Here is a 13,704-nt window from a genome sequence, read left to right as displayed (position 1 = left end):
TGCAAACATTCGACACGCTTACACGTCAGTTTGTGTATCGAAAATTTCAAATCATTAAAAAAATTCTATCAAATCATCGATCCCGTGCCCATGCAAGCACCGCGCGACGCCCCCGGCATGGGAATTGCATCCAGGTCCCTTGCACGAAGGCAAACTGCATCAAGGCAGGCAGACAGGACCAAGCCCCCATGAAAACCGCTCTCAACTTTCTTGTGGCCGCGCGGCAGTGCGAAATCGGCGAGCTGGAGCAACTGCAGCGCACCAGCGCCCTGGTGGATCTGCTCAGCCGCCTCATCCATGCGCTGCAAAAGGAGCGCGGCCTGTCCAATGTGTTTCTGGCCAGCGCAGGCGCGCGCGGCGGCCCCGCCAGGCTGGCGCAGATGGCCGAGTGCGACCGCATGGCCGCTGCGGCGCGCGACGGCTTCGAGCTGGTGGACATGCAGCCCGGTGGTGCGGGACTCACCGGCCACCCCGGCCATGGCGCGCGGCTGTTCAGCCGCATCGCCCATGTACTGCAGTGCCTGGACGCCCTGCCCGCGCTGCGCGAGCGCGTCGCCAGCCGCGCGCTGTCGCCGGAGGCGGCCACGGCCCTCTATATCGATCTGGTGGCCGGCCTGCTGGCCGTGGTCTTCGAGGCGGCGGACAGCGCGCCCGAGCCCGGCATCTCGCGCCTGCTGGTGGCCTTGTTCAACTTCATGCAGGGCAAGGAGTTCGCGGGCCAGGAGCGCGCCACGGGCGTGGCGGCGTTCGGCGCGGGCGTGAGCGATGCGCCGCGCCAGCAGCACTGGCTGCACCTGATCGCCTCGCAGGAGCGCTGCTTTCAGGTCTTTGCGGAGTTCGCGCCGCCCCATTCCCTGGCCCTGTGGCAAGAAAGCAGCGCGGCCGACGCCACGCTGGCCGTGATCGAGCGGCTGCGCCGCGTGGGCTGCACGGCCACGGCGGGCTCGCCTTTGTCAGTGGAGATGGCCGAGCCCTGGTTCGACAGCTGCTCGCAGCGCATGGACGCGCTGCAGACCGTCGAGGCCCGCCTGACGGCCGAGCTGCAGCAGCAATGCCAGCACCGCATTGCCGATGCCCGCGCCGCCCTGCAGACGCTGCTGCAGGCGCCGCAGGCATTGGCGACCACGCCGGTCTCGGCCACGCTGGCGCCGGGCGAGCTGCAGCCGCCGGCCGCACGGCTGGGGCCGCAATTGGACCGTTCCGTGATGGACCTGGTGCAGGACCAGTCGCAGCGCCTGCAGGCCATGCAGGCCGAGCTGGAGACCGTGCGCGCCACGCTCACGGAGCGCAAGCTGCTGGAACGCGCCAAGGGCCTGCTGATGGCGCGGCGCCAGCTCAGCGAAGGCGAGGCCCACAAGCTGCTGCGCCAGACCGCCATGAACCAGAACCGCCGCCTGGCCGATGTGGCGCAGGCCGTGCTTTCCATGGCCGATCTCCTGCCGCCCGCGCTTGAACGCTAGGCCGGTGCGAGCCATGCTGCAGTGCAGCACCGACTTGGTGCCATGGAACGCACCAGAAGGTGGCCCGGCGAGGACTGCAAGGCCGATGGACGGCATGGTCCCCTGTGAACACGGCCTGGCACGCTTTCTGCATTGACTCTGGCAACTCCCGGCCAAAGGCGGCCGGGACCCCGGTCTTGATTCAAGGCCCCAGGACAACGGCGTCACTCTCCCCGCGCAGCGCGGCTGGAGAGGACGCCGTTTTGCTTGGAACAGGGCCCGTTTGCAAGTGTTTCATTCCCGACGATCGAAGGAGTTCCGCCATGGCGTCAAGCCCCAAGCCCACCACAGGCCCTCTCACCGCCGGCCCGGCCCTGCCCCGGCGCGACTTTCTGCGCCAGGCCGGCACGCTGGCAGGCGGTGCGGCGCTCTACACCCAGCTGGGCCACCATGGCGCCTGGGCGGCCGGCTCGGATGCGCCAGAGAAGAAAGAGGTGCGCATCGGCTTCATCCCGCTGACCGACTGCGCCAGCGTGGTCATGGCCTCGGTGCTAGGGATCGATCAGAAGTACGGCGTCAAGATCATTCCCTCCAAGGAAGCGAGCTGGGCCAGCGTGCGCGACAAGCTGGTCAACGGCGAGCTGGACTTTGCCCACGTGCTCTACGGCCTGGTCTACGGCGTGCACCTGGGCGTGGGCGGCGCCAAGAAGGACATGGCCGTGCTGATGACGCTCAACCACAACGGCCAGGCCATATCGCTGTCGAAGAAACTGGCCGACAAGGGGGCTGTCAATGGCGCGGGCCTGGCCAAGCTGATGGCCAGCGAAAAGCGCGAATACACCTTTGCCCAGACCTTTCCCACGGGCACGCATGCCATGTGGCTGTACTACTGGCTGGCGGCCAACGGCATCCACCCGCTCAAGGATGCCAAGGTCATCACCGTGCCGCCGCCGCAGATGGTGGCCAATATGCGCGTGGGCAACATGGACGGCTTTTGCGTGGGCGAGCCCTGGAACCACCGCGCCATCATGGACGGCATCGGCGTCACGGCCGCCACAACACAGTCCATCTGGCAGGACCACCCCGAAAAGGTGCTGGGCACAACGGCCGAGTTCGCACGCCAGAACCCCAACACGGCACGCGCCGTGACGGCGGCCATCATCGAGGCCAGCCGCTGGATCGACGAGAGCCTGGCCAACAAGACCCGCATGGCCGAGACCATCGCCGGCAAGGCCTATGTGAACACGGGCGTGGATGCCATCAACCAGCGCATCCTGGGCCGCTACCAGGACGGCATGGGCAAGACCTGGGACGACCCCAACCACATGAAGTTCTACGGCGACGGCAGCGTGGGCTACCCCTACCTGTCCGACGGCATGTGGTTCCTGACCCAGCACAAGCGCTGGGGCCTGCTCAAGGACCACCCCGACTACCTGGGCGTGGCCCGCTCCATCAACCGCCTGGACATCTACCAGCAGGCCGCCACCGCCGCCAAGGCCCCGCTGCCCAAGGCGGAGATGCGCAGCAGCAAGCTCATGGATGGCACGGTCTGGGACGGCAAGGACCCGCGCAAGTACGCAGACAGCTTTGCCATCAAGGCCTGAGAGATCCCCTTTGAAGCCCCACCCCACAGAGGAACACACCATGGTCAGCGCCGTCTTCCACTTCCCGGCCGAATCCGCTGCCGCGCCGGCAGCCGCTTCCACACAGATCTCCGCGCAGGTCTCAGGGCCCGCCGCTCCAGCCGCTCCGGCCACCCAGGCCCGGGCACCCGCCGCCCCGCGCGACTGGGCAGCGCTCTCGCGTGCCTTCTGGCTGGCCGTGCTGCCGCCGCTGTGCGGCCTCGGTTTGCTGGTGGGCGTGTGGTCCCTGGTGGCTGCAGGCTCGGGCCAGAGCATTCCGGGGCCCCTGGCGACCTGGCAGCAGGCGGTGGAGATTTTCAGCGACCCGTTCTACCGCAACGGCCCCAATGACCAGGGCGTGGGCTGGAATGTGCTGGCCTCGCTGCAGCGCGTGGCCGTGGGCTTTGGCCTGGCGGCGCTGGTCGGCATTCCGGCCGGCTTCGTGATCGGGCGCTTCAACTTCCTGTCGCGCATGTTCAACCCGCTGATCAGCCTGCTGCGCCCGGTGTCGCCGCTGGCCTGGCTGCCCATCGGCCTGCTGGTCTTCAAGGGCGCCAACCCGGCGGCCATCTGGACCATCTTCATCTGCTCGATCTGGCCCATGCTCATCAACACCGCCGTGGGCGTGCAGCGCGTGCCCCAGGACTACATGAACGTGGCGCGCGTGCTCAACCTCAGCGAATGGAAGATCGCCACCACCATCCTGTTCCCCGCCGTGCTGCCCTACATGCTGACCGGCGTGCGCCTGGCCGTGGGCACGGCCTGGCTGGTCATCGTCGCGGCCGAGATGCTCACCGGCGGCGTGGGCATCGGCTTCTGGGTCTGGGACGAGTGGAACAACCTCAACGTCAAGAACATCATCATCGCGATCTTCGTGATCGGCATCGTGGGCCTGCTGCTGGAGATGGCCCTGGTCAAGCTGGCAACGGCATTTACGTTCGAAGAGGTGAAGGCATGAATGCATCGTCCAAGTTCATCGAGGTCCAGGGCGTGGAGCAGAGCTTCAAGACCGCCAAGGGCCTGTTTCCGGCGCTGCGCAATATCGACCTGACCATTGCGCGGGGCGAGTTCGTCTCGCTGATCGGCCACTCGGGCTGCGGCAAGTCCACCCTGCTGAACCTGATCGCGGGCCTGACCACGCCCACCACGGGCGTGCTGCTGTGCGCCAACAAGGAGATCAAGGGCCCCGGGCCCGAGCGCGCCGTGGTCTTCCAGAACCACTCGCTGCTGCCCTGGCTGACCTGCGAGGGCAATATCCACCTGGCCGTGGAGCGCGTCTATGGCCGCACGGAAAGCCGCGCCCAGCTCAAGGCACGCACCCTGGCCGCGCTGGAGCTGGTGGGCCTGGCCCATGCCGCGCACAAGCGGCCCGGCGAAATCTCCGGCGGCATGAAGCAGCGCGTGGGCATTGCGCGCGCGCTGTCGATGGAGCCGCAGGTGCTGCTGATGGACGAGCCCTTCGGCGCGCTCGATGCGCTCACGCGCGCCAAGCTGCAGGACGAGCTGCTGGAGATCGTGGCGCGCACGCAAAGCACCGTGGTCATGGTCACCCACGACGTGGACGAGGCCGTGCTGCTGTCCGACAAGATCGTGATGATGACCAACGGCCCGGCAGCCACCATCGGCGAGGTGCTGGAAGTCGGCATCGCCCGGCCGCGCAACCGCGTGGCGCTGGCCGAGGACGACCGCTACCGCGAGTGCCGCAAGGCGGTGATCGACTTCCTCTACACACGCCAGGGGCATGTGGAAAAGGCGGCCTGAACCTTCGCCGGTCCTGCCGCCTTCCGGGCCCTGCACATTGCGGGCCGGCCGGGCCCCGGTTCAGTGCCGGCCCGAGATGTAGTGCTCCAGCTGCTCGATGATGAACTTCTGCTCGGAGATGATGTCCTTGACCAGGTCTCCGATGGAGATCAGGCCCAGCAGCTTGCCGCCCTCGTCCACCACGGGCAGGTGGCGCAGCCGGTTCTCGGTCATCACCGCCATGCATTCCTGCGTGGTCTGGGTGGGGCCGACGAAGAGCACGTCGCGCGTCATCACGTCGCGCACCAGGGTGGCGCCCGAAGTGCGCCCCAGCAGCGCGATCTTGCGCGCGTAGTCGCGCTCGGTGACGATGCCTGCGATCTCGCTGCCCTCCATCACGAGCAGGGCGCCAATGCCCTTGTCGGCCATGAGCCGCAGCGCGTCGAGCACGGAATCGGTAGGCGCGATGCTGTACACCGCGCCGCTGGCCTTGGACTTGAGAATGTCTGCAACTGCTGTCATGGGTGCCTTTCAGTCGTTCGCCAATTCGGTTCTAGTGTCATCCGAACTGCGCCCAAAAAGCAACAGGGCCAGCGCGTGTATGCACACGCACCGGCCCTGCCCGTTCCCCTGATCCCAACCTATCCGTTGGTCCTGCAATAGAGCCGCCTGCAGCGCATAAGACTGGCGCTACCTAAGCGAGGGACGCCGAGCAAGAGCCGCCTCGCAGGGACGGCGTCGTTCCCCTCCCGCGAAGCGAGAGAGGGGGCGCCGTGCAACGGGAAGCCGCGAAGCGGCTCAGGGGGTGTTGCATCATTTCAGCGGCGGCCGCCCAGCAGGCTGCCACCAATCTTCATCAGATCGCTGAGACCTACCTGGCCGTCGCCATCCTGATCGAGCAGGCTGCCCAGCAAGCCACCACCCAGGCCGCCCTGCTGCTGCGCCTGCGCATGCTCGCGGCCCAGCACCTGGCCCAGGCCGCCGGCATCCATGCCGCCTGCGCTCACGCGCTGTGCAAGAAAGGACATGACGATGGGTGCCAGCAGCTGCAGCAGCTGGGCCGCGCCGCCGCTGCCCAGGCCCGTGGCCTGGCCCAGTCCGTCCTGCGCGCGCTGCTGGTTGCCACCCAGGATGTGGCCCAGGATGGCCGCGCCATCGAGCCCGCCACCTGCATTGCCGCCCGCGCCTGCGCCGCCGCCCAGCAGCGAGCCCAGCAGGCCGCCGAGGTCCAGACCACCGGCGCCGCCGCCGCTGGCCGCGCCATGGTCGCGCTGCAGAGCGCCGAAGAGATTGGCCGCGCCCTGCGGATCGGCCGCATTGCGGCCCAGCGAGGCCAGCAGCACGGGCAGGGCCGCGCCCACGGCGCTTTCGGTCTGGGCGGGGCTGGCGCCGATCTGGTCCGCCATCTGCTGCATGGGCGCGCCCTGCAGTTGGGCCATCAGTTCGGCGGCCAGGGAAGAGCTGGAGTTCATGGTCGTTCCTTCATCCGGTCGCCCGGTCAACGCAAAGCCACATGGTATGCGCAAGCCGGCGCAGTGCACATGACGGTGCCACGTCCAAGTGTCAACGATGTTTTCCAGCGGCCGCAGGCCCCCGCAGGGGTCAGCTCGTGGTCAGCACCCTCTGCGGCTGCGCGCGCGCCTGCCGCATCTGTGGCGGGCTCTGCACCTGGCTGCGTGACTGGCTCTGTGCCTGGGCCTTCATGGACCGGCGCAGGGCCACGGCATCACCCGCTGCGGCAGGCGAGCGGCCCGTGGCGTCCAGCCGGAACACCTGCACGGTTTCCGACACGGTCTGCGCCTGGGCCTGCAGGGCCATGGCCGATGCCGCGTTCTGCTCGACCAGGGCCGCGTTCTGCTGCGTGATGCTGTCCAGATGCGCCACGGCCGCGTTGACCTGCGAGATGCCGCTGAGCTGCTCGCTGGAGGCGCTGTGGATCTCGCCGATCAGCAGGCTCACGCGCCGCACCAGATCCAGCGATTCGATCATGGTCTTCTGCGCCACCTCGGTCCTCTGGTTACCGTCCAGCACCTTGGCGGCGGAATCGTCGATGAGCTCGCGGATCTCCTTGGCCGCCGCCAGCGTGCGCTGCGAGAGGCTGCGCACCTCGGCCGCCACGACCGCAAAGCCCCGGCCCTGGTCGCCTGCGCGCGCGGCCTCCACGGCAGCGTTCAGCGCCAGGATATTGGTCTGGAAGGCGATAGAGTCGATGAGCTGCGTGATCTCGCCAATGCGCCCCGACGCGGCCTGGATCTGCTTCATGGTGGCGGCCACGCCATCGACGGCGCCGCTGCTGCGTTCGGCCACCTCGCTGGCCTGGGCGGCCAGGTCCGTGGCCTGGCGGGCCGAGTCGGCCGTGTGCTTGACGGTGCCCGTGATCTCCTCCATGGAGGCCGCCGTCTGCTGCAGGTTGCCCGCCTGGGTTTCGGTGCGCGCGGACAGGTCATGGTTGCCCTGCGCGATTTCCCGGCTGGAGATCTGCATCTTGTCGCTTTCCTCGCGCGCATCGCGCACGATGGACAGCAGGTTCACGTTGAGCTGGCTCAGCGCCTTCTGCAGATCGCCTACCACGTCCTTGCGCGTGATGCGTATGGTCTGCGTCAGGTCGCCGGCCGCCAGGCGGTTGGCCAGCAGCACCATCTGCGCCAGCGGCGCCACGGTCAGCCGGTAGGCCCAGGCCCCGGCCAGGCCCGTGAAGATGCAGACCGCCAGCCAGGCCAGCGCAGACCATGCGTCCAGCGTATGCCCACCGGCCAGCGCCGCGCCAAAGGCCGCCGCCACCACCATGAAGAAGATCAGCACCAGCTTGCCGGCCAGGCCCAGGCTCAATGCGCTGGCCAGGCGGCCGCGCAGGTTGTTGCGCAGCAGGTGGCCGGCACGCAGCACGTGGACCCGGCGCCCGGCGTCCTTTTCTGCCCGCATGGTGGCGTAGAGGCGCTCGGCCGCATCGGTCTGCTCGCGCGTGGCCTCGGTGCGCACCGACATGTAGCCCGAGGGCCGGTCGCCATCCATCAGCGGGGTGACATTGGCCATGACCCAGTAGAAGTCGCCGTTCTTGCGCCGGTTCTTCACGGGGGCGGACCAGGGCAGGCCCGCCGAGATGGTCTCCCACATGTCGCGGAAGGCTTCCTCGGGCATGTCGGGGTGGCGGATCATGTTGTGGGGCTGGCCCAGCAGGTCTTCGCGCTCGTAGCCGCTGACCTCGATGAACATCGGGTTGCAGTAGAGGATGCGGCCCTTCAGGTCCGTGGTGGAGACCAGGGTCTGGCCCTTGGGAAACGAGTACTCGCGCGTACTGACCGGCAGATTCACTCTCATAGGCATCCTCCCTTGAAGAAGAAAATCCTGCGTGCCCCATCCGGCCCAGCGAACCGCTGGCCGGAGTTCACAGTTTTTACCCCGAATCGCCACATTTGAAACAAATAAAAACAAAACCTCCATTGGATTCAGACATCTGATATGACCGTATCGATAGCACGCGCACCGCTTTGATGCATGCGGCGCACCAGCCTGGCACGGCCGCGCGGACTCGCGTCCCCGGGCGATCAGTCGCCACAGGGCAGCAGACCTGGCACGCAGCTTGCTAAATCCAGGGCGTGGCCATGCAGGGCCGCAGGGCCAGGCGCAACGACGTGCCACGGCCCGGGACAAAGGCGTCACCCCGCGCGCAGCCATCGGCCGCGCAGCGTGGGGACGCCTTTTTTGTTTTCTGAACCGCAACGGGGGCACGATGAAAAAATCCAGGCTGGTGATGGTGGGCAACGGCATGGCCGGCGTGCGCACGCTGGAGGAGCTGCTCAAGATCGCGCCCGACCTCTACGAGATCACGGTATTCGGGGCCGAGCCCCACCCCAACTACAACCGCATCATGCTGTCGCCCGTGCTGGCGGGCGAGCAGCGGCTGGACGAGATCATCCTCAACGACTGGTCCTGGTATGCGCAGCACGGCATCACCCTGCATGCGGGCTGCCGCGTGCACGCAGTCGACCGGGCGCGCCGCGTGGTGCACGCCCTGGACGCGGCCGGACAGCCGGTGAGCGCCGAGTACGACCGGCTGATCCTGGCCACGGGCTCGCGCCCCTTCATGCTGCCCGTGCCCGGGCGCGAGTTGGAAGGCGTGCTGGGCTACCGCGACATTGCCGACACCCAGGCCATGATCGCGGCGGCCGCCAGCCACCGCCATGCCGTGGTCATCGGCGGCGGCCTGCTGGGCCTGGAGGCCGCCAACGGACTCATGAAGCGCGGCATGGACGTTACCGTGGTGCATGCGGGCGAGCGCCTGCTGGACCGCCAACTGGACGAGACCGCCGCCGCCTTGCTGCAGGCCTCGCTGGCCGAGCGCGGCATGCGCTTTCTGATGCAGGCCCAGACCCGGGCGCTGACGGGCGACGGCCAGGGCCGCGTGGCCTGCGTGCACCTGCAGGACGGGCGCGAGGCACCGGCCTCGCTGGTGGTCATGGCCGTGGGCATCCGGCCCGAGACCACGCTGGCCGAGCAGATGCACCTGCACGTGCAGCGCGGCATCGTGGTCAGCGACACGCTGCAGACCGTGACCGACCCGCGCATCTACGCCGTGGGCGAGTGCGCGGCGCACCGGGGCGTGGCCTACGGGCTGGTGGCGCCGCTGTTCGAGCAGGGCAAGGTGCTGGCCAACCACCTGGCGGAGATGGGCATCGGCCGCTATCCGGGCTCGCAGACCTCGGCCAAGCTCAAGGTCACGGGCATCCATCTGTTCAGCGCGGGCGACTTCCGCGGCGACGAGGGCACGGAGGAAATCGTGCTCAGCGACCCCGGCGCGGGCGTGTACCGCAAGCTGGTGCTGCGCGGTGACAGGCTGGTCGGCGCCTGCCTGTATGGCGACACCGAGGACGGTGGCTGGTACTTCCGCCTGTTGCGCGATGGCGTGGCAGTGCAGGAACTGCGCGACCGCCTCATGTTCGGCGAAAGTCAAGCCAGCCAAGCCAGCCAAGCCAGCAAGGCCAACCAGGCCAGCGGCGCGTGACGGCGCCCGTGCCCTGACCCTCCCTCATCCACCCCAGGCCCACCATGCAAGAAACCCGATCCACCTGCCCCTATTGCGGCGTAGGCTGCGGCGTCCTCATTGAAAGCGATGGTGCGCGCATCACGGGCGTGCGTGGCGATCCGGCGCACCCCGCCAACCACGGCCGCCTGTGCACCAAGGGCAGCACCCTGCACCTGACGGCCTCGCCCGCCCTGGCACAGCAGACGCGGCTGCTGCAGCCCGCGCTGCGTGCCACGCGCGGCGCAGCGCCCCAGGATGTGGGCTGGGATGCCGCACTGGACCTGGCCGCCGGCAGGCTGGCCTCCATCGTGCAGGAGCACGGCCCCGACGCCGTGGGCCTGTATGTGAGCGGCCAGTTGCTGACCGAGGACTACTACGTCTTCAACAAGCTGGCCAAGGGCCTGATCGGCACCAACAACATCGACACCAATTCGCGCCTGTGCATGAGCAGCGCCGTGGCCGGCTACAAGCTCACGCTGGGCGCCGACGCGCCACCGGCCTGCTACGAGGATGTGGACCATGCGGACTGCCTTTTCATCGCGGGCAGCAACGCGGCCTGGGCGCATCCCGTGCTCACGCGGCGCATCGAGCAGGCGCGTGCCGCGCGGCCGCAGATGAAGATCATCGTGGCCGACCCGCGCCGCACCGACACGGCCGGCATGGCCGACCTCTTCCTGCCGCTGCGCCCCGGCAGCGACACCCTGCTGTTCCACGGCATGCTGCACATCATGGAACTGGAAGGCTGGCTGGACCAGACCTACATCGCACGCCACACCAGCGGCTTTGCCGACCTGCAGGCCCTGGTGCGGGAGGCCACGCCCGAGCGCGTGGGCGAGCTCTGCGGCCTGCCCCGGCACGATCTGTTCCAGGCCGCGCAATGGTTTGCGCTGGGCGGGGATGCACGCGACGGCGCCGCCCGTGGCGCCACGCTGAGCCTGTACTGCCAGGGCCTGAACCAGAGCAGCAACGGCACGGCCAAGAACGCCGCGCTGATCGGCCTGCACCTGGCCACGGGCCAGATCGGGCGCGCGGGCGCGGGGCCGTTCTCGCTCACGGGCCAGCCCAATGCCATGGGCGGGCGCGAGGTGGGCGGGCTGGCCAACCTGCTGTCGGCCCACCGCGACCTGGCCAACCCGGCCCACCGCGCCGAAGTGGCCGCACTGTGGGGCGTGGACGCCGTGCCGCCCCGCCCCGGCAAGACCGCCGTGGAGATGTTCGAGGCCGCCGCCGAGGGCGAGATCCGCGCGCTGTGGATAGCCTGCACCAACCCTGCGCAAAGCATGCCCGACCAGGCCCTGGTGCGGCGCGCGCTGCAGCGGGCCGAATTCGTCATCGTGCAGGAGGCCTTTGCCACCACCGCCACCTGCGCCTACGCCGACCTGCTGCTGCCCGCCACCACCTGGGGCGAGAAGATCGGCACGGTGACCAACAGCGAAAGGCGCATCTCGCGCGTGCGCCCCGCCGTGGCCGCACCCGGCGCCGCGCGCCATGACTGGCGCATTGCCGTGGACTGCGCGCGGCGCATGGAGGCGCGGCTGCGCCCGGGCCGGCCCAGCCTCTTCCCCTACGACACCGAAGACGCCGCTGCCGGCGCCCAGGCCATCTGGAACGAGCACCGCGAGAGCACGCGCGGGCGTGACCTGGACATCACCGGCCTGTCCTGGGATCTGCTGGACGCGCAAGGCCCCCAGCAATGGCCGCTGCCCGAAGGCGCAGCCCAGGGCCGCGCACGGCTCTACGAAGACGGCCGCTTTCCCACGCCCGATGGCCGCGCACGCTTTGCCCTGCTGCCCTGGCAGCCGCTGGCCGAGCCGCCCGATGCGCACTATCCCTTCAGCCTGACCACGGGCCGGCTGCGCGACCAGTGGCACGGCATGAGCCGCACGGGCCAGCTGGGCCGCTTGTTCGGCCATGCGGCCGAGCCCTGCCTGCAAATGCACCCGCGGGACATGGCCGAGCGCGGCCTGCGCGCGGGCGACCTGGTGCAGATGAGCAGCCGGCGCGGCGCCCTGCTGGTGCCGGTGCAGCCCGACGACACGCTGACGCCCTCCCAGCTCTTCATGGCCATGCACTGGGGCGGCGAGTACCTGGGCGGCACTTCAATGGGCGGCGTCAATGCCCTGACCACACCGGCCTTGTGCCCCGGCTCCAAGCAGCCCGAACTCAAGCACACGGCCGTGAAGCTGCAAAAGGCCGAACTGCCCTGGACCCTGCTGGCCATGGCCTGGCTGCCCGAGGACCGGGTGCTGGCCGTGCGCGAGCAGTTGTCCGCCCTCATGCCGCACTTCGGCTTTGCCAGCTGCGTGCCCTTCGGCAATGCCGTCCCGCTGCAGGACGCCGCCCGGGCCCGGCACGGCGTGCTGCTGCGCGCCGCCGCGCATGAGGCGCCGGGCGAGGCCGTCCTCGCACGGATCGAATCCCTGCTGGGCCTGGATGTCGCCGACACCCTGCGCTACAGCGACCGCCGCCGCCAGCACAGCCGCGCGCTGCGGCTGGACCGCCACAGCCTGTCCACCACGGTCGAGGCCCTGCTGCTGGCGGGCGACACGCGCGCGGGCAGTTGGCTGTCCACCCTGCTGCAGGACCAGATGCCGGCACAGGACTATGGCCGCCTGCTGCTCATGCCCTCGGGCTCGGCGCCGCTGGCCATCCAGCCGCGTGCACGCCAGGTCTGTACCTGCTTCGATGTGGACGAGACCGCCATCGCAGGCGCGCTTGCGCGCTGCGAGGGCAGCGACGACGCTCGCCTGGCCGCGCTGCAGGGCCAGTTGCGATGCGGCACCAATTGCGGCTCCTGCCTGCCCGAGCTCAAGCGTCTGGTGCGTCACATCCCCCTGGCGAAGAGCCAGGAGGCCGCATGAAAGAGGCGATTGAACAACGGGTTTGCATATATAGCGAAAAGTAATGAAACCTGCGGGAAAATATGCCCCCACAGGATTCCACCCACGATTGCAACGCCATGGGCATCAGCCAATACATCAAGGAAATAGGCCGCGGCGCACGCGGAGCCAAGGCGCTGGAGCGCCCGCAGGCGGCCGACCTGTTCGGCCAGGTGCTGGACGGCGGCGTCAGCGACCTGGAGATCGGGGCCTTTTGCATCGCCATGCGCATCAAGGGCGAGACCGTCGAGGAGATGAGCGGCTTCCTGGACGCCGTGCATGCGCGCGTCGCCCGTTTTCCCGCCGCGGCCAATGGCCGCCCCGTGATCGTGCTGCCCAGCTACAACGGCGCGCGCCGCCTGCCCGTGCTCACGCCCCTGCTGGCCCTGCTGCTGGCGCGAGAAGGCCTGCCCGTGCTGCTGCACGGCATGCGCACCGAGGCGCGCCGCATCCTGGCCAGCGATGTGCTGCAGGCCCTGGGCATTGCGCCGCTGCCATCTCCCCAGGCCCTGGCCGGCGGCCAGGTGGCCCATATCCATACCGAGCATCTGCACCCGGCCCTGGCGCGCCTGCTGTCCGTGCGCGAGGTCATCGGCCTGCGCAACCCGGGCCACAGCGTGGTCAAGCTGCTGGCGCCCTGCGACGGCCCCTGCCTGCTGGTGACGGCCTACACCCATCCCGAGTACCTGCCCATGCTGCACGGCACCTTCGGGACACTGGGCATGAATGTCCTGCTCTCGCGCGGGCTGGAAGGCGAGGTCGCGGCCGACCCGCGCCGGCTGCCGCGCTACGACGGATTTGTGGCAGGCGCCCACCAGCTGCTGGCCGAGCAGCAAAGCGGCACCGCCTCCGACGTGCCGGGCCTGCCCGCCGAGATCGACGTGGACACCACGGCGCGCTACACCGAAGACGTGCTCGCGGGCAGGCTGCCCGTGCCGCCCGCGCTCACACGCCAGGTGGAACACATCGTCCACCTTGCCGATCAGATTCGCTGAATACCC

10 protein-coding genes are annotated in these 13,704 nt (G+C 69.0%); 7 read left to right on the top strand and 3 right to left on the bottom strand.

Going from position 1 to position 13,704, the window contains the following annotated elements; all coding sequences use genetic code 11:
- Positions 1-188: 188 nt before the first annotated feature.
- The 4 genes from CLV01_RS11315 (at position 189) to CLV01_RS11300 (ending at position 4,822) form a co-directional block, all read left to right on the top strand.
- Positions 189-1,460: a nitrate regulatory protein gene (locus tag CLV01_RS11315; RefSeq protein ID WP_099734270.1), complete on the top strand. Its 1,272-nt coding sequence runs from the start codon at positions 189-191 to the stop codon at positions 1,458-1,460.
- Positions 1,461-1,762: 302 nt separating this feature from the next.
- Entirely contained in the window at positions 1,763-3,043 is a 1,281-nt protein-coding gene (locus tag CLV01_RS11310) for a CmpA/NrtA family ABC transporter substrate-binding protein (RefSeq protein ID WP_012204297.1), read from the top strand.
- 40 nt (positions 3,044-3,083) lie between these two features.
- A complete protein-coding gene (gene ntrB / locus CLV01_RS11305; protein ID WP_099734271.1) occupies positions 3,084-4,019 on the top strand; it encodes a nitrate ABC transporter permease in 936 nt (311 codons plus the stop codon).
- A complete protein-coding gene (locus CLV01_RS11300) occupies positions 4,016-4,822 on the top strand; it encodes an ABC transporter ATP-binding protein (RefSeq protein ID WP_013803472.1) in 807 nt (268 codons plus the stop codon). The genes ntrB and CLV01_RS11300 overlap by 4 nt, the downstream gene beginning before the upstream one ends.
- Before the next feature lie 60 nt (positions 4,823-4,882).
- On the opposite strand, the gene CLV01_RS11295 is transcribed toward CLV01_RS11300, so the two are convergent.
- From CLV01_RS11295 to CLV01_RS11285, 3 genes are all read right to left on the bottom strand, one after another.
- Positions 4,883-5,323 (bottom strand): CBS domain-containing protein, encoded by a 441-nt coding sequence (locus CLV01_RS11295; protein ID WP_012204294.1) that lies wholly within the window; start codon positions 5,321-5,323, stop codon positions 4,883-4,885.
- Positions 5,324-5,619: 296 nt separating this feature from the next.
- Positions 5,620-6,273 carry a DUF937 domain-containing protein gene (locus CLV01_RS11290; protein WP_012204293.1) on the bottom strand — a complete coding sequence of 218 codons (654 nt, stop codon included), beginning with the start codon at positions 6,271-6,273 and terminating at the stop codon, positions 5,620-5,622.
- Positions 6,274-6,403: 130 nt separating this feature from the next.
- Positions 6,404-8,119: a methyl-accepting chemotaxis protein gene (locus tag CLV01_RS11285; protein ID WP_099734272.1), complete on the bottom strand. Its 1,716-nt coding sequence runs from the start codon at positions 8,117-8,119 to the stop codon at positions 6,404-6,406.
- A 412-nt stretch (positions 8,120-8,531) separates the two neighbouring features.
- Between CLV01_RS11285 and CLV01_RS11280 the strand changes: the two genes are divergently transcribed.
- The 3 genes from CLV01_RS11280 (at position 8,532) to ybiB (ending at position 13,698) form a co-directional block, all read left to right on the top strand.
- A complete protein-coding gene (locus CLV01_RS11280) occupies positions 8,532-9,803 on the top strand; it encodes an NAD(P)/FAD-dependent oxidoreductase (protein WP_099734273.1) in 1,272 nt (423 codons plus the stop codon).
- Between the two features lie 44 nt (positions 9,804-9,847).
- Entirely contained in the window at positions 9,848-12,685 is a 2,838-nt protein-coding gene (locus CLV01_RS11275; protein WP_099734274.1) for a nitrate reductase, read from the top strand.
- Between the two features lie 98 nt (positions 12,686-12,783).
- Positions 12,784-13,698, top strand: a complete 915-nt coding sequence (gene ybiB / locus CLV01_RS11270) for a DNA-binding protein YbiB (protein WP_063326787.1) — start codon at positions 12,784-12,786, stop codon at positions 13,696-13,698.
- The last annotated feature ends 6 nt before the right edge of the window (positions 13,699-13,704 follow it).

Source organism: Delftia sp. 60 (assembly GCF_002754395.1).
In the GTDB taxonomy this organism is placed as follows: Bacteria; Pseudomonadota; Gammaproteobacteria; order Burkholderiales; family Burkholderiaceae_C; genus Comamonas; species Comamonas acidovorans.
This window is presented reverse-complemented; position numbering and strand designations above follow the sequence as displayed.